The sequence below is a fragment of the Mesorhizobium sp. B2-7-1 genome, from assembly GCF_006440735.1.
GTDB lineage: Bacteria > Pseudomonadota > Alphaproteobacteria > Rhizobiales > Rhizobiaceae > Mesorhizobium.
The window spans coordinates 1-19,683 of sequence record NZ_VFUA01000003.1 but is presented as its reverse complement, the minus strand read 5'-3'; the positions used below and the strand labels follow the sequence as shown (position 1 = coordinate 19,683).

Below are 19,683 nucleotides of genomic sequence, written 5' to 3'. Positions count from 1 at the left end.
GCCGGAAAACCGCTGCGCACTTTTCCTGGAACTGCTCTAGAGATCATGGCCGGAATAGGAGCAGTTGAACGATTTGTTGCAGATCGGGAAGTCGGCGACGATGTTGCCTTCGATCGCCGCCTCCAGCAGCGGCCACTGGAACCATGAAGGGTCGCGCATGTGGCAGCGCTCGATCGTGCCGTCTCCGCCGATGCGCAGCCAGACCATTATGTCGCCGCGAAAACCCTCGACCAGCGCCATGGCCTCGCGCAGCCCATCCGCAACATTGTCCGCAGCGATATCGACGCGGATCGGTCCGCCCGGCAGCCTCCCGAGGATCTGCTCGACCAGCGACAGGCTCTGCTCGACTTCCCGAACGCGGATCCAGACGCGCGCGTTGACGTCGCCCTCCTGCAGTACCGGCACATCGAAGGCGAGCTCGTCATAGGGCGCGTAGCCCGGGGTGCGGCGCGCATCGAAATCGCGGCCCGACGCCCGCCCGACATAGCCGCCGGCGGCATATTGCCGGGCAAACTCGACCTTGAGCCGGCCGGTCGCGACCGTGCGGTCCTGCAGCGAGGCCGTGTTGTCGTAGAGCTCGACCAGATGCGGGAAGCGCTGCCTGATCTCCGCGACCAGCGACCGGATCGCGCCGGTCCCGGCCTCGTCCAGATCGTTTGCCGTGCCGCCGGGCAGGATACGGTCGCGCATCAGGCGGTGGCCGAAGGCGGCGTCGGCGGCGCGCAGCACGCGCTCGCGCAGCACGCCGCAATGCGCGTGCATGATCGCGAAGGCGGCGTCGTTGCAGATGGCGCCGATGTCGCCGAGATGATTGGCGAGCCGCTCCAGCTCTGCCATCAGCGCCCGCAGCCAGATTGCACGCGCGGGAACCTCGATCCCGAGCGCGGCTTCGACGGCGCGAGCAAAGACCAGCGAATAAGCGACCGTGCTGTCGCCGGACGTCCGGCCCGCCAGCTTGGCCGCGCGCTCGATCGGCGCGCCGGCCATCAGGCCCTCGATACCCTTGTGCACATAGCCCAGCCGCTCTTCCAGCCGCACCACCGTTTCGCCGCCGGCCGTGAAACGGAAATGTCCTGGCTCGATGATGCCTGCATGCACCGGCCCGACCGCGATCTGGTGCAGGCTTTCACCCTCGGCCGCGAGGAACCGGTAGGATGACGCGCCCGCCGGTCCGCCGGGCTGCGCAGCCAGCGGATGCGAGACGCCCCACTGGCCGTGGTCGAGCCAGCGGCGTGTGTCGGGCAGGCCCTGCGGCGCCAGCCCGAATAGGTCCGCGGCGGCGCGTTCCAATCGCAAAGCCGGCGCATGGTGCTGGCCGACCGATGGGTAGCGGCCGCCGCGGCAGTCCAGGCTGATGACGCCGACGTCCAGCGCTTCGTCGAGAAGCGCCATATGCACCTTGTCCGGCTCCCCCCACAGGCCGAGCAGGCTCCAGCGGCCGGAAACGAGCTGCTCGACGGCAAGGTTCCAGGTTTTGGGGGCCACCACGGCGCGCGGCCAGGGAATTTGATGCTCGATCCGGCGGCCGGCTTCGATGAGATCGGCGAGCGCGGGCATGTTTTTTCTCACCATGCGCTCACCCCAATATCCCGGCGACATGCTGGAACCACGCCACCAGCGGCGCCGGCAGATAGATGCCGGCGGCGAAGACCAAAGCGAGGTGCGAGTAAATCGGCACGTAGGACGCCTCGACCGGCGCCATGCCGCCGCGCGGCTCGCCGAAGGCGAGGCCGGTCAGCCGCAGCAGCAGCGCGCCGAAGGCGATCAGCAGCCCGAACACCAGCGGGATCGCCAGCCACGGATGCCGGGCGAAGGTCGAGCTGACGACCAGGAACTCGCTCATGAAGATGCCGAGCGGCGGCAGGCCGGCGATGGCCACGACGCCGATGACGAGCGCCCAGCCGAGCCCCGGATGGCTTTCGGTCAGCCCCCGGATCTCGGAGATCTTCTGCGTGCCCTTGACCTGCGCGATATGGCCGACGGCGAAGAAGATCGCCGACTTGGTCAGACTGTGCATGACCATGTGCAGCAGGCCGGCGAAGTTGGCGAGCGGGCCGCCCATGCCGAAGGCGAAGACGATGATGCCCATATGCTCGATCGACGAATAGGCGAACAGGCGTTTGATGTCGCGGCGGCGGTAGAGCATGAAGGCCGCGAAGATCAGCGAGGTCAGCCCCATCGTGACCATCAGCGGTCCGGGGCCGATCGCCTGCGGGCTCGCCGCGAGCAAAAGCTTGAAACGCAATACGGCGTAGAGCGCGACGTTGAGCAGCAGGCCCGACAGCACCGCCGAGATCGGCGTCGGGCCCTCCGCATGCGCGTCGGGCAGCCAGGCATGCAACGGGGCGAGGCCGACCTTGGTGCCGTAGCCGAGCAGCAGGAAGATGAAGGCGACGCTGAGCAGCGCCGGATCGAAATGCGCCGCGTTCTCGATCAGCACCGACCAGACCATGGCGTTGGTGCCTTCCCCGACGACCGGCTGGGCGGCCATGTAGACGAGGATGGTGCCGAACAGCGCGAGCGCGATGCCGACGCTGCCGAGGATGAAATACTTCCACGCCGCTTCCAGCGCTTCATGGGTTCGATAGATGCCGACCATCAGCACGGTGGAAAGCGTGGCGAGCTCCACCGCGACCCACATCAGGCCGATATTGTTCGACACGAAGGCCAGGTTCATGCCGAACATCATGATCTGGTACATGGCGTGGTAGAATCTGAGGTTCGGCGCGGTCAGCCGCCCTGTTTCCAGCTCATGCGCGATATAGGACGCGCTGAACACGCTGGTGGTGAAGCCGACGAACGTGTTGAGCACGATGAAGACGATGTTGAGGTCGTCGATCAGGAGATATTGCCCTGGCGCCGGCCTGTCGGTGACGAACAGCGACAGCGCCGCGAGCAGGGTGAGCAGGCTCGCTGCGACGTTCACAGCCGCCGTCATCCGATAGTTCGGCAATGCCGCCAGGATGGCCGCGGCGGCCGGGATGAAAAGGATCGCAGCCACGGCGTCGAGGGAGAACCCGCTCACCGGCGTTCTCCCCGGTAGTCGTCGAGCGCGCCGACATCGACGGAATCGAACCGTTCGCGGATGCGGAACAGGAAGACGCCGATGACGATGAAGGCGATCAGGATCGAGAAGGCGACGCTGATCTCGACCACCAGCGGCATGCCCTTGGCGCCGGTGGCGGCCAGCACCAGACCGTTCTCCAGCGACATGAAGCCGACGACCTGGCTGACGGCGTTGCGCCTTGTGACCATCACCAGCAGCCCCAGCAGGATGATCGACAGCGCGAAGGCGAGGTCCTCGCGGGCGAGCGGGTCGGCCTCGGGCGTCACCCGCAGCATCAGCACCATGGAAAGCGTCACCAGCCCGATGCCGGCGAGCATGGTGGGACCGATGCCGACGGCGGTCTCGATGTCGCGGTGGATGCCGAGCCGCTGGATGATGCGATGCAGCCCGACGGGAATGACGATCGCCTTGAAGACCAGCGCTATCGCAGCGGTGATGTAGAGATGATGCGCGTCCTGGATATAGGCCTGCCAGGCCACCGAGAGCGCCAGCACGACCGCATGCAGCGCAAAGATGTTGATCAGCGCGAACAGCCGGTCCTGGTAGAGCATCATGAAGGAGATCAGCACCAGGCTGCCGGCGAGCAGATGGGCGATGTCGAAGGTGAGACCGTTCATCACAGGCTCCGCGAGACGAACAGCAAAAGCGTGCCGAGCAGCGCCAGCATCAGCGCGGCGCCGAGGAAATCCGGCACGCGGAAGACACGCATCTTGGCGACCGCCGTCTCGAACACGGCAAGCAGGATGGCAAGCATGGCGAGCTTGCCGAGATAGGTGGCCGCGCCGATGGCCAGCGCTTTCGGCCCCGTCCCGCCGCTATCCAGCCCCCAGGGCAGGAAGACGCAGGAGATCAGCGACATGTAGAGCAGGAGCTTGATGAAGCTGGCGAGCTCGATCATCGCCAGATGGCGGCCGGAATATTCCAGGATCATCGCCTCATGCACCATGGTGAGCTCCAGATGCGTGGCGGGATTGTCGACCGGTATGCGCGCGTTCTCGGCGATCGCCACCATCACCAGCGCGATCAGCGACATGCCGAGCGACACCCGCAATCCGACCTCAGGCGAGCCCATGAAGGCGGCGACCGTCGAAAGCTGCGTGGCGCCGGCCACCAGCGCCACGCTGAAGACGATGAGCAGCATCGCGGGTTCGGCCAGCGAGGCGATCATCACCTCGCGGCTGGCGCCGATGCCGCCGAAGCTGGTGCCGACATCCATTCCGGCGAGCGCCTGGAAGAAGCGCGCGCTGCCAAGCAGCGCCACGACGACGATGAGGTCGGCGGCCCAGCTGAACTCGAGGCCTGTGGCGAAGGTCGGAACGAGCGCCGCCGCCACCCATGTCGCGGCGAAGATCAAAAAGGGCGTCACGCGGAACAGCCAGGACGCGTTGTCCGCCAGCACCACCTCCTTGCGCATCAGCCTGACGAGATCGCGATAGGGCTGGATCACCGAGGGCCCCTGCCGCCTGACCAGCCTCGCTTTCACCTTGCGCACGAAGCCGATCAGAAGCGGCGCCAGCAACAGCACCGAGAACATCTGCGCGCCCTGAATGGCGAGCTCCAGGATCACGGCCATAGCGCAAGCACCAGGAGCAGGATGACGAGGTAGAGGAAGACCAGCGTCAGGTAGCGGCGGATGGTCAGGAACTGCAGGTGGTTCAGCCGCTCGGTGGCGAAATCGATCGCGCCGGTGATCGGCTGGTAGAATATCTCCCAGGCCACGTCATGCATGTCCACCTTGAGGCGCGCCGGCTCGAGGGAGCCCGGCGCCGGCATGTCCACCGTCTCGCGGGCTCTGAACGCGAAGCCGCCGAAGACGCGGCGAATGGGCTGTGCGAAGCTGACCGCCGTGTATTGCGCGGCCGGCACCGCATCAGTGAAGCCGCAGCCCCATGCGATGCTCCGGCGCAGCGCATGCGAGGCGAAGCGGTGGATGAAGAAAGCCGTGAGCGACGCCGAAATGGCGATGAAGGCGAACACCAGGAGGCCGTTATAGGAGCTGCGGCTCTCGGCGATCGGCACGATCGACAGCCATGGCTCAGCCATCTGCACCGGCATGCGGTCGCCGATCAGCGAAAGCGACACCGGCGACAGCGCGTCGATGGCGAAGCCTGGCAGGATGCCGGCGAGCAGGCAGAAGGCGGCAAGAACCGCCATCGCCGCCAGCGACCAGCGGTCGACCTCATGCGCCCGCTCCACCGCCGCCGACCGCGCCCGGCCAAGGAAGGCGATGCCGAATGCCTTGACGAAGCAGGCCGCGGCCAACGCCGCCGACAGCGCCAGCATGCCGCCGACCGCGGGCACGATGACCTTCAGCCCCCATTGCGGCAGCTCGGGGCTGCGCAATATGGCCTGGAAGACCAGCCATTCGGAGGCGAAGCCGTTGAAAGGCGGCAGCGCCGAGATCGAGACGCAGCCGATAAGGAAGACGAAGCTGGTTACCGGCAGGCGATGGATGAGGCCGCCGAGCTTTTCCATGTCGCGCTCGCCGGTCGACGTCAGCACCGCGCCGGCGCCGAAGAACAGCAGGCTCTTGAAGAAGGAATGGTTGAGCACGTGGAACAGCGCCGCGGTGAAGGCCAGCGCCGCGGCCGAGGGCATGGCGTTCGCCTTGAAGGCCAGCGCAAGGCCGAGGCTGGCAAAGATGACGCCGATATTCTCGATGGTCGAATAGGCGAGCAGCCGCTTCAGGTCCTTTTCCATCAGCGCGTGCAGGATGCCGAGCACCGCCGTCACGCCGCCGATGAGAAGCACAGCTATGCCCGACCACCATGCCGGCTCGCCCAGCAGGTCGAACACCACGCGGATGAAGCCGTAGATGGCGACCTTGGTCATGATGCCGCTCATCAGCGCCGAGACGTGGCTTGGCGCTGCCGGATGGGCAAGCGGCAGCCAGGCATGCAGCGGCACGAGGCCGGCCTTGGAGCCGGCGCCGAGCAGCATGAGAACGAGCACCGCGCCGGCCGCGAGCGGGCCTGGATGCGCCGTCCGCATCGCGTCGAACGCATAGGTTCCCGCCGGTCCCGCCAGCAGGCCGAAGGCAAGCAGCAGCGCCAGCGTGCCGAAGCTCGCCATCACCAGGTAGATATAACCGGCTCGCCGGTTGGCCTCGTCGCGGTGGTGCGCCATGACCAACGCCCAGGAGGCGAGCGACATGAACTCCCAGGACAACAGGAAGCTGAAGGCGTCGTTGGCCAGCGCGACGAGGTTCATGCCGGCGAGGAACGCCGGATAGAAGGGCAGCACCCGATGCGGCGCGGATTCATGCCGGCCGTAACCGAGCGCATAAAGGCTGGTGACGGCGCCGCCCAGATTGACGACGAGGAGGAAGAACGCCGACAGGCCGTCGAGGCGGAACCGCGCGCCGGTCCAGGGCAGGCCGAGCGGCAAGGTGGCGGACGCCTCGCCGGAATTGCCGGCGAGATGGCCGGCAACGATCGCGGTCAGCACGGCTGAAATGACGAACGCGGCGCCATAGACCAGGCGCGTCGCAAAGGTGCGCCGGCTAACGGCCGCGCCAAGGATGGCTGTTGCCAGAAACGCGGCAGGACCGCACAGCAGAAGCGCCACGGTCGAGATCACGGCAGGCCCCCGCCAGGCTCGGCATCGCCGGCATCGGACGCCCTGGCCGGATCGAACCCGGTCTTCAGCCGCACGCCGCGTCCGCCGCCCTGGCTGGCCGCGCCTTCGCCGATCAGCTCGATGCCGGCCACCTCGAGCGCGGCGATCAGCTTCATCAGCGAATCGACATTGCCTCGGATGATCGAGCCGCTGGCTTCCATGCGCTGGATCGTCGGCACCGACAGGCCGGACAATTCGGCAAGCCGGCGCTGATCGATGCCGAGCAGCGATCTGGCGGCGCGCAATTGCGGTGCGGTTATCACCGAGGACTCTCTTGGTCAGTTCTGAAATATGAGATCTCGGTGCTGTAGCCTACATTAAAACGTTTTAACGTCAAGGATTGACGTTTTAAACATGCATGTTGATGGTACCGCGGCCATCGTCTTTGACGGTCGATTGCGAATGGCTATGCCGAGGGTCGAGCCGCCCCATCCTCGTCATTCCAGGGCGGAGCAAGGAGCGAAGCGACGCGGCGCAGACCCGAGGAACCATGCCGTGACTTGGAAGCGCCGCCACCGTGCAGAATCTGCGCGTCGCTTCGCTCCTTGCTCCGCCCTGGAATGACTAAGTTTTTGGATCTCGGCCAATCCCGAAGGTCATGACCTCAATCGGTTGGCGGCCGTTTCCGCCATCGCGTCGGCAAGGCTCATGCCCCACTGCCTGCGGCAATAGTCGCGGAAATCGAAGCAGGGCAGGCCGGGGCAGACTTCGAACTCGATGAGGTGGACCGTGTCGTCAGCCTCGATCCTGAAATCGACGGAAAAGACATCCCTCAGGCCAAGGCCGCTGACCAGCTTTTGCGCGATGGCACGGATCTTTCGATCGGCTGCCGGCTGGCTTGACCCGACCGGCTCGAGCTCCGGCTCCACATAGGTGCCTGCATCCTTCGCGGCCTGGCCGGTGTCGCCATAGAGCGCCATCGAGTCGGCCATGGTCTGGAAGTCGCCGCCGGAATCGACGAAGAAGATGCCCAAAGCCTCGACACCCGTTTCTTCCTTCAACCCAAGGAAGCTCGCCCGCACGTTGCGGCCGGCGACATAGGGCTGGACGACGACATCGTCGCGATAGTGGGCAAAGACGCGCCGGCTAAGCTCCAGCGCATGGCCGAGATCGGCGATGCGCGAATCCGGCCAGATGCCGATCTTGGCGCCGAGCCGGTTCGGCTTGACGAACCAGCCTTTGGGCGAGGCCGGCGGCTCGACCAGCCATTCGCCGTTGCGCGCCAGGCCGGCCTGTGGCGCCGGCAGGCCGAGCGCGCCGAGCACGGCGCCGGAGCGAAGCTTGTCCTGGCAGAGCGCGAAAAGGGAATCGTCGGCGCCGATGGTGCGCAGGCCGTTCAGCCGCGCCATTGCAGGCGCCGCCCCGCCGCGGAAATAGGCGATGCCGTCGGTCAGCGTCCAGACCAGCGTTGTCGTCGGATCGGCCTTCGCCAGAACCGGCGCCGCATCGTCGAGCTCGACAGGCTTGAAAGCGAGGCCTCGCTTTTCGCAAGCCGCCGCGAGCTGGCCGAACTCCGGCTTAAGGTCGGTCGATTGCGCCAGATAGGACGAAATCTCGATGGCGCGCTTCGTTGGATAACCCTCCGCGACCAGGCGGTCTAAGCAGGCTTTCTCCGGCTCGTGGACAAGGATCAGCGTCGGCTGCGGGATCGAATGCTCCGGGAGAAATCAGGCGCTACCATCGCATGGCCGCAGCGGCCGGCTTGCGGGAAATCGACCGGGCCGGGGCGGTTGCGTGATAGTAAGCCGGCCGCCGCATCTCTTGTTTTGATGCAATTCCGGATGGAACACTACGGCGAAGATTGCTCCAATTCCCCAGCACGGGAACTGACCGCGGGCTATGTTTGCCTTGGGGCGGCATGCCTTGGAGATTAGCCGAAACGCCCATCACGATCGTCATCCACGGGCGGAGCAAGGAGCGAAGCGACGCGCGCAGACCCGAGGATTCATTCCGTTGCGTCGAAGCGCCGCTCACGGTGCAGAATTCTGTTCCATTGCGCCCTTCGGCGGAGGTCACGGAATGGATTCCAGGGTCTCCGCGACGCCGCTTCGCGGCTGCTCCGCCCTGGAATGACGAAGTCGCGAGGCTTCGGCCCATCTCCAGGGTTTGCGCTGATTTCATGGAATGAACAGTGAAAACCTTACCTGCCGCCAACCGGAAATCTTTCAAAATCCGTATGTCGAGAAACTAGCCGATCAGCACGCGCGGGTCGAAGCGGCCTTTGACCGGGATATCGAGCAGGAAGGTCATGCCGGCCTGCGGATCGAGGGCGCGCTGCTTCTCGTCCTTGCCTTTCCAGGCGGAGGTCACCGCCAAGCGGTCGCCCTTTGCACCGACAAAGGCCGGGCAGGAGGCCTGCGTCACCGGCATGGCGATCTCGCGCAGCAGCGTGCCGTCCGGCGCATAGGCCTTCACCGCCCTGCCGCCCCAGACGGCGTTCCACAGCACGCCGTCACGGTCGACGACCGAACCGTCGACATAACCTTTCGACGAGCGATGATCGACGAACACTTTCGGCTCGCCCTTGGGCAGTCCGGTCGCCGGGTCGCAGGCGACGCGCATCAGAAGCCCGGTCGCGGTGTCGGTGTAATAGGCGATCGTCCCATCCTCGGAAAAACAGATCGAGTTCGAGACGGTGATGTCGGAAAACAGCCGGCGCAACTCGCCCTTGAAGAACCAGTAGATCGAGCCGGCGCCCTTCTCCTCGTCCTTGCCCATCGTGCCGGTCCAGAAGGCGCCGCAGGGATGGACGCGGGAATCGTTGGAGCGCGTCAACGGATTGTCGGCCTCGATCGGCGTGTGCAGCGTCAGCCTGCCGGTGTTGACGTCGCGGACCTGCAGGCCGATCTCGGTGGCGATGAGCTGGCGGTCGTCGTCGATGACGGCGATGGCGCTCGCCATCAGGCCGAGATCATGCACCTTCAGCGCGCCAGCGAGCGGCTTTTCCAGAAGCTTGCCGTTGACGATGTCGAACCAGAACAGCGTGTCGGTGGCGGGATCGTAGCTCGGGCCTTCGCCGAGCTCGCAGATATGGTCGGAAAAAACCGAAACGCCGTCCATTGTCATCCTCCGAAGGCTTGGTCCCAGGCGGCGGCTGCGGCGCGGGCGCGCTGCGCCACGTCCTCGACCGTCGCGCCTGGCTTGTAGAGGCTGGACCCCAGACCGAAGACGCTGACCCCGACCGCCTTGTAGCCGGCAAAGTCCTTGTCGGAGACGCCGCCGACGGCGCCGATCAGCGTCGTTGCCGGCAGCACGGCGCGAATGGCCGCGATGCCGCTCGACCCGAGCACGCTTGCCGGGAAAAACTTGAGCGCCGAAGCGCCGAGCCGGATTGCCTGAAAAGCCTCGGTGGGCGTGAACACCCCGGGCATCGTGACCATGGAGTACTGCATGGCGCGGCCCATGACCTCGGCATCGATGTTGGGACTGACCAGCAACTTGCCGCCGGCCTTGTGTAAGGCGTCGACATCGGCAGCGGTCAGCACCGTGCCGGCGCCGACCAGCGCGGTTTGCGGCAGCGCCTTGACCAGATCGGCGATGGAGACGAACGGCTCCGGCGAATTGAGCGGCACTTCGATCGCTTCGATGCCGGCGTCGTGGACCGCCCGGCCGATCGCGACCGCCTCGGACGGCTTCAGGCCGCGCAGGATGGCGACAAGGCCGCGCCTGAGCTTCGGGAAGGGTGCGGTATGGCTCATGAAGCGCCTCCAATCATGCCGTTCTCGCGCGCGGCCTCGACGAGACCGGCGCGCACCGCTTCATCGGCGTCCACGGTGCGAAAGGCAAGGCCGGCCAGGCCGAGCGCTGTACCATAAAGCACGGCCAGCGCGCCGGAGGCGATCAGCGCCACCGGCGCTTCGCTAGCGCCATAGCGGCGCCTTGCCGAGGCGATCTCGCCGCCGATCAGCAGTCCGGACAGGCATGCCGCGGCGTCGGCGGGCAGCAGATCCTGCAGAAGCCCGGCGGCGCGGATGGCAAACAGCTTTGACGTGACGTCGCCGCCTTCGCCCAAGGCCCGTTCGCACCACTGACGGAAGAACGGGCTGTCCGCGGCGACCGGAGCGGGATGCTCGCCCAGCGAATGTTTCAGGATCGAATGCGCGGCAAGCACCGAGAACAATTCGCCGGTCGGCCAGGTGCCAAAACCTGCGACCGCGCCGTCCTCGACCGCGACCCATTTGGAATGCGTGCCGGGCATGCAGACGAGATGGCGTCCCTTTACCGGCAAACCGGCGCCGGCAAGCTGGGTTTCCTCGCCGCGCATGACATCCGGCGCCTCAGCCAGGCGCTGCGCGAGGCCGGGCACGATGCGGATGTCGCGGCTCGAGCCTTCGATGCGGGCGGCGCCGCGCAGAATCGCGCCGATCGGCGCCGGCACGGTGACGTAGGGCGCCTCGATCCAGCCTTGCCGGGAACCGGCCATGCCGCAGATGATGACCGGCAGCGCCTCCGGCGCGCCCATGGCGCCCAGATGACCTTCCAGCACGTTCGAAAAACCTTTTTCACGGGCGGTGATCAGCCCGTCGTCGCCGCGCCGCTCGGCAAGCACCTTGCCCGAGGCGTCGAGCAGCCAGGCCCTGAGCCTGGTCGTGCCCCAGTCGAGCGCGGCGACCGCGGGGGCCGCGCTCACAGGAAACCTCCATCGACGATCAGCATCTGGGCGGTCAGCATGCGCGAGGCATCCGACGCCAGGAACAGCACCGTGCCTATCATGTCGTCGGGCTGCATGACGTCCTTGATGCATTGCTTGGCGACATGGGCGGCAAGCCCCTCATCCGTGACCCAGAGCTCGCGCTGGCGCTCGGTGATGACCCAGCCCGGCGCAACCGCGTTGACGCGGATGCGGTCGGCGCCGAGCTTGCCGGCAAGGCCCTTGGTGAGACCGAGTATGCCCGCCTTGGCCGCGGTGTAGGCCGGCATATCGGGATGGTTGATCAGATAGGAGGTGGAGGTGAAGTTGATGATCGAGCCGCCGCCGGCCCGCTTCATGCCGGGCGCCACCGCCTGGGCGGTGAAGAAATGCGGCCGCAGGTTGATGGCGAGGTTGTTATCCCAGAATTCGACGGTGACGTCCTCGACCGCGTGGCGGTCGTCCAGCGCGGCGTTGTTGACGAGCGCTGTGACGTCGCCATGCGCTTCGGCCGCCTTCGCCGCGGCGGCGCGCAGCGCCTCAACGTCGCGCAGGTCGGCCTTGAGATAGAGCGGGCGGCGGCCTAGCTCCTTCTCCAGCCGGTCGGCAAGGGCCGTGCTCGGCTTGTCGGCTATGTCGACGAAAGCGACCCTGGCGCCCTGGCGCATGAAACCTTCGGTCAGCGCCGCGCCGATGCCGGAGCCGCCGCCGGTGATCAGCACCGAGGCGCCGTCGAGGTCGGCGAAACGCGCCGATGGCATCATGGTCTCTTCTCCGTTTGGCCGGCGCGCATCCTAGCCAGACAAAGCGCGGGAGCAAGGGGAGAACCGTCGGATTCCCGGCTTAATGTCTGACAAATGGGTCACTCCCCCCACCCAGCCTCCGCTTCGCTCGGCTGACCTCTCCCCGAGGGGAGAGGAGATTGCCGGCGTCGGCGCCAGTCTCTTCTCCCCAACGGGGAGAAGGTGGCCGCGAAGCGGCCGGATGAGGGGGCCAGCGCCGCCCCATGCGATTCCCAAAAGCCGTTGTCAGATCGCCTTGGCGTGCAGCGCGCCGCGATAGGAATCACGCAGATAGCCGAGCGTGGCGTCGGCATCGGCCGGCTTGCCGAACAGATAGCCCTGCCCGCCGGCGCAGCCGAACTGGACGAGACGGTCGGCCTGCGCCTCGTCCTCGATGCCTTCGGCGACGACATCCATGCCGAGCCCCTCGCACATGGCGAGGATGGCGCGGATGATGTGTTCCGAGGGCCGGTCGTCGAGGATGGAGGAGACGAAGGCGCGGTCGATCTTCAGCTTGTCGAAATGGAACTCGCGCAGGCGGCCGAGCGAGGACTGGCCGGTGCCGAAATCGTCGAGCGAGACGCGGATGCCGACGCGGCGCAGGTCCTCGACGATCTTCTCGGCCGAGGCCGGATCGTTCATCAGGCCGGTCTCGGTGATCTCGATCTCCAGCCGGCGCGGATCGAAGCCGGTGCGGTCGAGGATGGCCAGGATATGCAGGCCGGTGTTCTGGTCGACGAGCTGCGAGGGCGACAGGTTGAAGGACAGGAACAATTCCTTCGGCCAGTTGCACGCCGCCTCGGTCGCCTTGCGCAGCACCAACTGCGACAGCGGGCCGATGATGCCGCGCTCCTCGGCGATCGGGATGAAGACGGATGGCGGCACGACGCCGAGGTCGCGGTCGGTCCAGCGCGCCAGGGTCTCGAAGCCGATGGTGCGGCGGCTGTTCAAGTCGACGATCGGCTGGAAATGCGGTTCGACCTCGCCGGCCGAGACGGCGCGGCGCAGCGCCTGCTCGATGCGGGTGACGCGCTTGGCCGCTTCCTCCATCTCGCGGGTGTAGACGACGACGCGGCCGCGGCCGGAGCGCTTGGCGTGATAAAGCGCGGTCTCGGCCTTGTTGATGAGGATCTCGGTGGTCTCGTCGCCCGAATAGAACAGCGAGCAGCCGACGGAGGCCGACAACCTGGCGGTGCGCTCGCCGACATCATAAGGCGCCGACAGGATCTCGATCAGCATGCGCGACTTCTCGGCCGCCTGTTCCTCCGAAAACACCATCGGGTAGAGGTAGGCGAACTCGTCGGCGCCGATGCGGCATACAGTGGAATAGCCATCCATCGAGGCGCGCAGCCGCATCGCCACCTGGATCAGGATATCGTCGCCGGCCTTGTGGCCGAACAGGTCGTTGATCGGCTTGAAGCCATCGAGGTCGAGGATGCCGACGGTGAAGGGCGCGGGATCGTCGGCGCGGTCGCTGATCAGGCGATCGACCTTGTCGAAGAAGCGACGATGGTTGCCGAGCCCGGTCAACGAATCCGTGAAGGCCAGATCCGTGTTTTCCTTGCCTGGCTGACCGGTGCCAAACGTCGTTTGCATCATGCCTCTGTTCTGATGTCGGTATTTTCGGCCAGACTGGCAGCAAAGCGTTTAGGAAAAGTATCGGAAAATCGATTTTCCATCGTCCGGAAGTTGCTTGCAGTGGTTCAGCTTCGGGCAAGGAACGGCGATCTGGGCCAAATACTCGCTTATGCGTAATTTCTAATGGAAAATCGAACCGTCTTTTCCTGGATGCAGCTCCCGTTCAAGCAATTGCGGACGGACGGCCGCTTCGCGCCTTTCGGGTTAGCCGGCTTGCTTTATGCGATAAAACTCGATCGGGCTGTCCTTGGTCTCGCCGACCGGCTCGAGCCAGTCCGGCACGGAACCGCGCAGCAGGCTGGCAAGGAAACCCTGCGGCGCCTTTTGGGTGATGATCCGGGTCTCGACATTGCCGGGGCAGATGGCGACGAGGCCGACACGATGCGCCTCGACGATCGCGCGCGCCTCATCGGCCGAGCCGAGAAAGGCGTCCAGCGCCAGGAGATTGCCGGCGACATTGCGGTGATAGGGACCGGCGAAGACGTGATGGCCGCTATAGACGAGGACCGGCGCTCCAAGATTGGAGATCGTCAGCACGGTGGTATCGGCCATGCCGCCGAGCGGCGCGAAAGTGACCTTCTTCTGGCAGGTCCTGTCCATGGCGCCGGCGTCGGCGACGACGTTGCCTTTTTCCAAGGCCACCGAGGCGGCCGCGGCGACGCCTGTCCAGACCGGGTTGATCGAGACCAGCCAGACGGCCGCAAGGCGCAGCGCCACGCCGAGCGAAGAGCTGGTTTCGGCCCGCGCCCGCCATTTGGCGATCCAGGCCGAGAGCGGGACGACCGCAAAGGCGATCGAGAAGGTGGTGCCGCGCACCTGCCAGGCGCCGACCACGAAAGCGACGGCGAGCAGCGCGGCAACGAGACTGTCCTGCCGCCGCCAGCCGCCGCGGCGGAAACGCAGCGCCATCAGGACGATCGCGACCAGCGGCGTCGCGTAACGCGCGGCCACGCGCGCCGGATCGCGGACAAGCAGCGTGAACAGCGACTGGGCCTCGTCGATATGGTCGAGCCACAGTTCCTTGAGGCGCGGATCGAGCGAGGCATAGGGCGCGGAGAGGCATTGCGGGAACAGCACTGCCACGACCGCGCCGAGGACGACCCCCAGCGCGGCAAGCGACGCCAGCCTGCGCTGCCAGCTGCCAGCGGCCTTCTCTGTCGAGGCGATCGCCGCCAGTCCCACGCCGGCAATGGCCGCGACGACGAATTGCGCAACCGAGAAGGCATCGCACTGAGCCGCGCCCCATGCGGAAGGCGGGATGGTGGCGAGGAAGACAAGTGCCGCGACACCGGCGAAGCCGACGCCGAAATCCCTGGCGATCGTCCGCTCGCCGGCTGGATCGACGACGAACAGCAGCGCCGCGCAAACGCCGATGGTGGCCACATAAGGAACGGTTTCCATGCCGACGGCGAGCGTCAGCGCGGCGCAGAGGCCGGACAACAGCGCGGCCCAGCGCCGCGCAGGCGCCTCGAGCAGCAAAGCCAGGCTCGCCATGGTGAGCATCAGCTGGACGTTGTGATGATCGAGCGCGCCTGGGTCGTAGATGCCGATGAAATAATAGCCGGCGGCGCCGACCAGGATGGCGGGCAGCACCGCGCCACCGCCGCCGAAGCTGCGCGCGGCGCGGGCGGTGAAGAACAAGGTCGACCAAAAAAGCAGCGCCGGCCACAGCACCTGCGCCACATCCTCGCCAAGCGGCCTGCTGCCGGTGAGCGCCGAGGCGGCAAGCGCGATGGCGGCGATCGGCGCGTCGACCAGCCTCGACCAGTGCATGACGAAGCCGCCTTCCAGCCCCATCCGGTACTGGTGCAGGTCGAACCAGCCCTGGCCGGCCAGCAGGTCGCGAACCTCGACGAGGCGCAGCAGATTGTCGTTGTCGCCACCTGCATCGGTCAGTTGGCCAAAGCCGGCCCACGCATCGAAAGCGAATGCGAGCAGGGCGGCCAGCAGCGCCAGCAGCAGATCGGACTTCCAGGTGGCGGCGCCGTTCTCGACTGTGCCCATTGCCGTGGCCTTCGAAAGGAGGGATCGGTTTAAACCTAGCCTTAACGGCTTCAATAAATAGTAAAACGGCTCGACGGGGCCGGCGTAAGCACGGTCGGAGGCTGGTCGAGCGTCCGGAGACAGACATGCCGCATGCAGTCCGCCACGAGCCGGTTATTGCCGTGCTCCTGCCTTGCTACAACGAGGAGCTGACGATCGGCGAGGTCGTGCGGCGCTTCCGCGAGACGCTGCCGTCGGCCGCGATCTACGTCTACGACAACAATTCCAAGGACCTCACGGCGCTGAAAGCCCGCGCCGCCGGCGCCATCGTCGTGCGCGAGCCGCGCCAGGGCAAGGGCAATGTGGTGCGGCGCATGTTCGCCGACATCGATGCGGACATCTATGTGATGACCGACGGCGACGGCACCTACGCGCCGGAGGATGCCGCGCTGCTGATCAATGTCCTGCAGACCGAGCGCTGCGACATGGTGGTAGGCACCAGGCGCGGCGTGACCGACGATGCCGGCCGCAACGGCCACGCCTTCGGCAACCGCATCTTCAACCGGCTCTACAAGGGCCTGTTCGGAACCGACTTCACCGATATCTTCTCCGGCTACCGGGTGTTCTCGCGCCGCTTCGTCAAGAGCTTCCCCGCCGTCTCCGGCGGCTTCGAGATCGAGACCGAGATGTCGGTGCATGCCTCGCAGCTGAAACTGCCGGTGAGCGAGATGGCGCTCGACTACGGCCGCCGCCCGGAAGGCTCCTCCTCGAAACTGTCGACCTTCCGCGACGGCGCCAAGATCCTGTGGATGTTCGCCATGCTGGTGAAAGAGACGCAGCCGCTGCGCTTCTTCGGCACCTTCGCGCTGTTCTTCCTGGCGGCGAGCATCGGCCTGATGATCCCCGTGCTCATCGAATTCGCCGAGACGGGGCTGGTGCCGCGCATGCCGACCTGGGTGCTGTCGATCGGCATGCTGCTTCTGGCCATGCTCTCCATGATGACCGGCTTTATCCTCGATTCGGTGTCGCGCGGCCGGGCCGAGCAGAAGCGTATCTTCTACCTGTCGATTTCCTCCGGCCGGGCCGAACGCCCGGCATCCGGGCAGGCCTCGCCGAAGAGCGAGCCGGGCAAGGCCCCTCGGGCGGCTTAGAGCATGATCCCGAAAAGTGGGAACCGGTTTTCGGAGAAAGATCATGCTCCAACAAAGAGTTAGATCGTGAGGGCGATTCAACGAAACGCCATCACGATGTCGCGGGCGGCATAAATGGGGCGCCTTGTCCGCTTCGCCCTTACCGGCGGCATCGGCTTCGTCGCCGACGCGGCGGCGCTTTGGCTGCTGCTTGCCACGACGCCGCTCGGCGCGCTATCGGCGCGCGTGCTGTCGATCGGCTTCGCGCTCTGCGTCACCTGGCAGATCAACCGCCATCTGACCTTCGCACCATCGAGCCGGGGCATCGCGCATGAAGGCGCGCGCTATGGCGGCGTCGGCATCGCCTCCGGCGTCGTCAATTATCTGGTCTATTGCGCGCTGCTCTTCGCGCTGCCGGCCCTGCCGCCGCTCGCGGCGCTCGCCATCGCCTCGATCGTCGCGATGACGCTGTCCTTCCTCGGATATTCCAGGCTAGTCTTCGACCGGTAGCGTCTGGCCGATTGGCAGAAGGCGCCGAGTTCCGTATATCGGCGCTTCCTGGAACTGCTCGACCGCCTTGGAGACCCGAGATGCCGCTGAAGATCGCCGTCCAGATGGACCATGTCTCCACCGTGTCGATTGCCGGCGACACGAGCTTCGCGCTGTCGCTGGAGGCGCAGCGGCGCGGCCACAAGCTTTTCCATTACACGCCCGACCGATTGTCGATGCTGGGCGGCAAGGTGTTCGCCCGCCTCGAGGAGATGCAGGTGCGCGACGAGAAGGGCAACCACTACTCACTGGGCGAGAAGGTGCGCACCGACCTCTCCGAGATGGACGTGGTGCTGCTCAGGCAGGACCCGCCCTTCGACATGAACTACATCACCACCACGCATATACTGGAACGCATCCATCCGAAGACGCTGGTGGTCAACGACCCGGCCTGGGTGCGCAACAGCCCGGAGAAGATCTTCGTCACCGAATTCCCGGACCTGATGCCGGAAACGCTGATCACCAAGGACCCTCAGGAGGTGGCCGCCTTCCGCAAGGAATTCGGCGACATCATCGTCAAGCCGCTCTACGGCAATGGCGGCGCCGGCATCTTCCATCTCTTGGAAGCCGACCGCAATCTCGCCTCGCTGCTCGAGATGTTCGGCCAGCTGTTCCGCGAGCCCTATATCGTGCAGCGCTACCTCAAGGACGTGCGCAAGGGCGACAAGCGCATCATCCTGATCGACGGCGAGCCGGTCGGCGCCATCAACCGCGTGCCGGCCGAGCACGATTCCCGCTCCAACATGCATGTCGGCGGCCGCGCCGAGAAAACCGAGCTGACCGAGCGCGAGCGCGAGATCTGCGCCCGCATCGGACCTTCCCTGAAGGAACGCGGCTTCATCCTGGTCGGCATCGACGTGATCGGCGACTACATGACGGAGATCAACGTGACCTCGCCGACCGGCGTTCGCGAGGTGCAGCGTTTTGGTGGGGCCGACATCGCCAGCCTGTTCTGGGATTGCGTGGAGGAAAAGCGGCTGAAGTCGGCCGCGTAATTGCCGCATGTTGACTCTGCAGCACGGGTATCGCGCTCCTACCGTATTCGAGATTGTCGCAGCAATGTTGCGTCATCGCCGCTATCTCCGGAAAGGGTACCCTACCGCGAAGTCGCAACCTGCTCTTCAGGCAAGTTTGCTGTCGGACGATCCGTTCATATCCTATTCGGGAATGTCCGGTACGCCCCTCGGATTGGCAAGTCACATGCCTCTCCTTCCACGCAGCCACCGTGCCTGGTTTCTCATCTCGCCAACCTGGTCCATCGAGAACAATTCCAGCGTCAAAACGATCCGGACCTATGCCGTTCTGCATAGGCTTAGGAACCCCCGTCACTCGCTAATCTTCCTATCCAACACACAGGCCGAGGCTGATCTCTTGAATCAGTCCGGTGAGGCCGCCGTCCTGCACAACAAGACTTCAACAACCTCCGAATACATATTCAGGCCTCTCGAGGACGTCCCTGTAGAATTCGATGCAATCTACAATGCGCAACTGGCTTCGTGGAAACGCCACGACTTGTCGCTTGGCATCGAGCGTTGCGCATTTGTCTTTTATCGTGATTTAATAGAGTCATCCACGATGGAGTCGGAAAGGGCGCGAATAAATCGGCACAGGGAGCTCGCGCCGGGTCACGTGTTCATCAATGAGTTTGACAGCACCGGCAAGCCTGTCCGATTGGCGCCGGCTCACGTGAACATGCATCTAAATCGCGCAGCCGTGGGAATTTGTCTCTCTGAAATAGAGGGACCCATGTTCGCCAGCACAGAATATCTTCTCGCGGGGCTACCTGTTGTCACGACCCCGAACCATGGTGGCCGAGACCTTTATCTGGATGACGATTATTCGCTTACAGTTCCACCCGATCCTCGATCCATCGCGGAGGCTGTCCTAGCGCTGAAGGAGCGATGAATCCCCCGAGCTTGTATTCGTTCGCAAACTTTGAAACGAGTTGAACGAGACCGCGGGCGATTCATAGACCTTGTAAATGAGATTTTTCTGGAAAGCGGCTCTTTGCGCCGGATCGCCATGCCCTGGCCTTTCCGATATCCTGTCATGGAGTGGCTCCCACCCCACATCGCAATCGATCGATCGCTTTCAGGTACGGTCGATGCCTTCATCATCGCTTAGACGGCAACAGCCCCGGATTGCCGGAGGGACTGCTCGCCTTTTCGACGGGTCGAGAGCGCGCGGCGATAGCCGAGGGGGGCGGCCGGCTAAAGCGCGTCGCGCTGAACCGGATTCAGGCGACGCGCTTTAAGTCTTTGTTTTGATGCATGTCGTTGTCCCAGA

The 19,683-nt window shown here is 65.3% G+C and carries 16 protein-coding genes; 3 read left to right on the top strand and 13 right to left on the bottom strand.

The features are described 5' to 3' along the window. Positions 1-36 precede the first annotated feature (36 nt). The 13 genes from FJ471_RS01960 to FJ471_RS01900 form a co-directional block, all read right to left on the bottom strand. Positions 37-1,557 carry an NADH-quinone oxidoreductase subunit C gene (locus FJ471_RS01960; protein ID WP_140801496.1) on the bottom strand — a complete coding sequence of 507 codons (1,521 nt, stop codon included), beginning with the start codon at positions 1,555-1,557 and terminating at the stop codon, positions 37-39. A 19-nt stretch (positions 1,558-1,576) separates the two neighbouring features. Further along, positions 1,577-3,025 (bottom strand): hydrogenase 4 subunit F, encoded by a 1,449-nt coding sequence (locus FJ471_RS01955; protein ID WP_140801495.1) that lies wholly within the window; start codon positions 3,023-3,025, stop codon positions 1,577-1,579. Next, positions 3,022-3,684: a hydrogenase-4 component E gene (locus FJ471_RS01950; protein WP_140801494.1), complete on the bottom strand. Its 663-nt coding sequence runs from the start codon at positions 3,682-3,684 to the stop codon at positions 3,022-3,024. Before FJ471_RS01950 ends, FJ471_RS01955 begins: the two co-directional genes overlap by 4 nt. After that, complete coding sequence (locus FJ471_RS01945; protein WP_140801493.1) at positions 3,684-4,640, bottom strand: NADH-quinone oxidoreductase subunit H; 957 nt, start codon at positions 4,638-4,640, stop codon at positions 3,684-3,686. Before FJ471_RS01945 ends, FJ471_RS01950 begins: the two co-directional genes overlap by 1 nt. Continuing rightward, the gene (gene hyfB, locus FJ471_RS01940; protein ID WP_181179115.1) at positions 4,631-6,643 is read right to left on the bottom strand and encodes a hydrogenase 4 subunit B; all 2,013 of its coding nucleotides are present in this window, start codon (positions 6,641-6,643) and stop codon (positions 4,631-4,633) included. The genes FJ471_RS01945 and hyfB overlap by 10 nt, the downstream gene beginning before the upstream one ends. Next, positions 6,643-6,948, bottom strand: coding sequence for a helix-turn-helix transcriptional regulator (locus FJ471_RS01935; RefSeq protein ID WP_140801491.1), 306 nt, complete (start codon positions 6,946-6,948; stop codon positions 6,643-6,645). Before FJ471_RS01935 ends, hyfB begins: the two co-directional genes overlap by 1 nt. 333 nt (positions 6,949-7,281) lie before the next feature. Beyond that, on the bottom strand, positions 7,282-8,334 hold the full coding sequence (locus tag FJ471_RS01930) for a D-alanine:D-lactate ligase-like protein (RefSeq protein WP_140801490.1): 1,053 nt from the start codon (positions 8,332-8,334) through the stop codon (positions 7,282-7,284). Between the two features lie 538 nt (positions 8,335-8,872). After that, positions 8,873-9,751, bottom strand: a complete 879-nt coding sequence (locus FJ471_RS01925; RefSeq protein WP_140801489.1) for an SMP-30/gluconolactonase/LRE family protein — start codon at positions 9,749-9,751, stop codon at positions 8,873-8,875. Beyond that, the gene (locus tag FJ471_RS01920) at positions 9,748-10,383 is read right to left on the bottom strand and encodes a 2-dehydro-3-deoxy-6-phosphogalactonate aldolase (protein WP_140801488.1); all 636 of its coding nucleotides are present in this window, start codon (positions 10,381-10,383) and stop codon (positions 9,748-9,750) included. Before FJ471_RS01920 ends, FJ471_RS01925 begins: the two co-directional genes overlap by 4 nt. Further along, complete coding sequence (locus tag FJ471_RS01915; RefSeq protein ID WP_140801487.1) at positions 10,380-11,315, bottom strand: 2-dehydro-3-deoxygalactonokinase; 936 nt, start codon at positions 11,313-11,315, stop codon at positions 10,380-10,382. The genes FJ471_RS01920 and FJ471_RS01915 overlap by 4 nt, the downstream gene beginning before the upstream one ends. Beyond that, the gene (locus FJ471_RS01910; protein WP_140801486.1) at positions 11,312-12,079 is read right to left on the bottom strand and encodes an SDR family oxidoreductase; all 768 of its coding nucleotides are present in this window, start codon (positions 12,077-12,079) and stop codon (positions 11,312-11,314) included. Before FJ471_RS01910 ends, FJ471_RS01915 begins: the two co-directional genes overlap by 4 nt. 264 nt (positions 12,080-12,343) lie before the next feature. Next, the gene (locus FJ471_RS01905; RefSeq protein WP_140801616.1) at positions 12,344-13,693 is read right to left on the bottom strand and encodes an EAL domain-containing protein; all 1,350 of its coding nucleotides are present in this window, start codon (positions 13,691-13,693) and stop codon (positions 12,344-12,346) included. Between the two features lie 246 nt (positions 13,694-13,939). Next, positions 13,940-15,739 carry a GtrA family protein gene (locus tag FJ471_RS01900; RefSeq protein ID WP_140801484.1) on the bottom strand — a complete coding sequence of 600 codons (1,800 nt, stop codon included), beginning with the start codon at positions 15,737-15,739 and terminating at the stop codon, positions 13,940-13,942. 125 nt (positions 15,740-15,864) lie between these two features. Between FJ471_RS01900 and FJ471_RS01895 the strand changes: the two genes are divergently transcribed. The 3 genes from FJ471_RS01895 to gshB all read left to right on the top strand — a co-directional run bounded on the left by FJ471_RS01895 (position 15,865) and on the right by gshB (position 18,392). Continuing rightward, positions 15,865-16,869, top strand: a complete 1,005-nt coding sequence (locus FJ471_RS01895; protein ID WP_140801483.1) for a glycosyltransferase — start codon at positions 15,865-15,867, stop codon at positions 16,867-16,869. 114 nt (positions 16,870-16,983) lie between these two features. After that, a complete protein-coding gene (locus FJ471_RS01890; RefSeq protein ID WP_140801482.1) occupies positions 16,984-17,358 on the top strand; it encodes a GtrA family protein in 375 nt (124 codons plus the stop codon). Positions 17,359-17,438: 80 nt separating this feature from the next. Then, positions 17,439-18,392: a glutathione synthase gene (gshB, locus tag FJ471_RS01885; RefSeq protein ID WP_140801481.1), complete on the top strand. Its 954-nt coding sequence runs from the start codon at positions 17,439-17,441 to the stop codon at positions 18,390-18,392. The last annotated feature ends 1,291 nt before the right edge of the window (positions 18,393-19,683 follow it).

Bases quoted from the DNA above. Each gene is read 5' to 3' on its own strand.
- FJ471_RS01910 (WP_140801486.1), bottom strand. From the start codon at position 12,079: ATGATGCCATCGGCGCGTTTCGCCGACCTCGACGGCGCCTCGGTGCTG.
- FJ471_RS01920 (WP_140801488.1), bottom strand. From the start codon at position 10,383: ATGAGCCATACCGCACCCTTCCCGAAGCTCAGGCGCGGCCTTGTCGCC.
- FJ471_RS01905 (WP_140801616.1), bottom strand. From the start codon at position 13,693: ATGCAAACGACGTTTGGCACCGGTCAGCCAGGCAAGGAAAACACGGAT.
- FJ471_RS01895 (WP_140801483.1), top strand. From the start codon at position 15,865: ATGCCGCATGCAGTCCGCCACGAGCCGGTTATTGCCGTGCTCCTGCCT.
- FJ471_RS01960 (WP_140801496.1), bottom strand. From the start codon at position 1,557: ATGCCCGCGCTCGCCGATCTCATCGAAGCCGGCCGCCGGATCGAGCAT.
- gshB (WP_140801481.1), top strand. From the start codon at position 17,439: ATGCCGCTGAAGATCGCCGTCCAGATGGACCATGTCTCCACCGTGTCG.
- FJ471_RS01925 (WP_140801489.1), bottom strand. From the start codon at position 9,751: ATGACAATGGACGGCGTTTCGGTTTTTTCCGACCATATCTGCGAGCTC.
- FJ471_RS01890 (WP_140801482.1), top strand. From the start codon at position 16,984: ATGGGGCGCCTTGTCCGCTTCGCCCTTACCGGCGGCATCGGCTTCGTC.
- FJ471_RS01900 (WP_140801484.1), bottom strand. From the start codon at position 15,739: ATGGGCACAGTCGAGAACGGCGCCGCCACCTGGAAGTCCGATCTGCTG.
- FJ471_RS01945 (WP_140801493.1), bottom strand. From the start codon at position 4,640: ATGGCCGTGATCCTGGAGCTCGCCATTCAGGGCGCGCAGATGTTCTCG.
- FJ471_RS01950 (WP_140801494.1), bottom strand. From the start codon at position 3,684: ATGAACGGTCTCACCTTCGACATCGCCCATCTGCTCGCCGGCAGCCTG.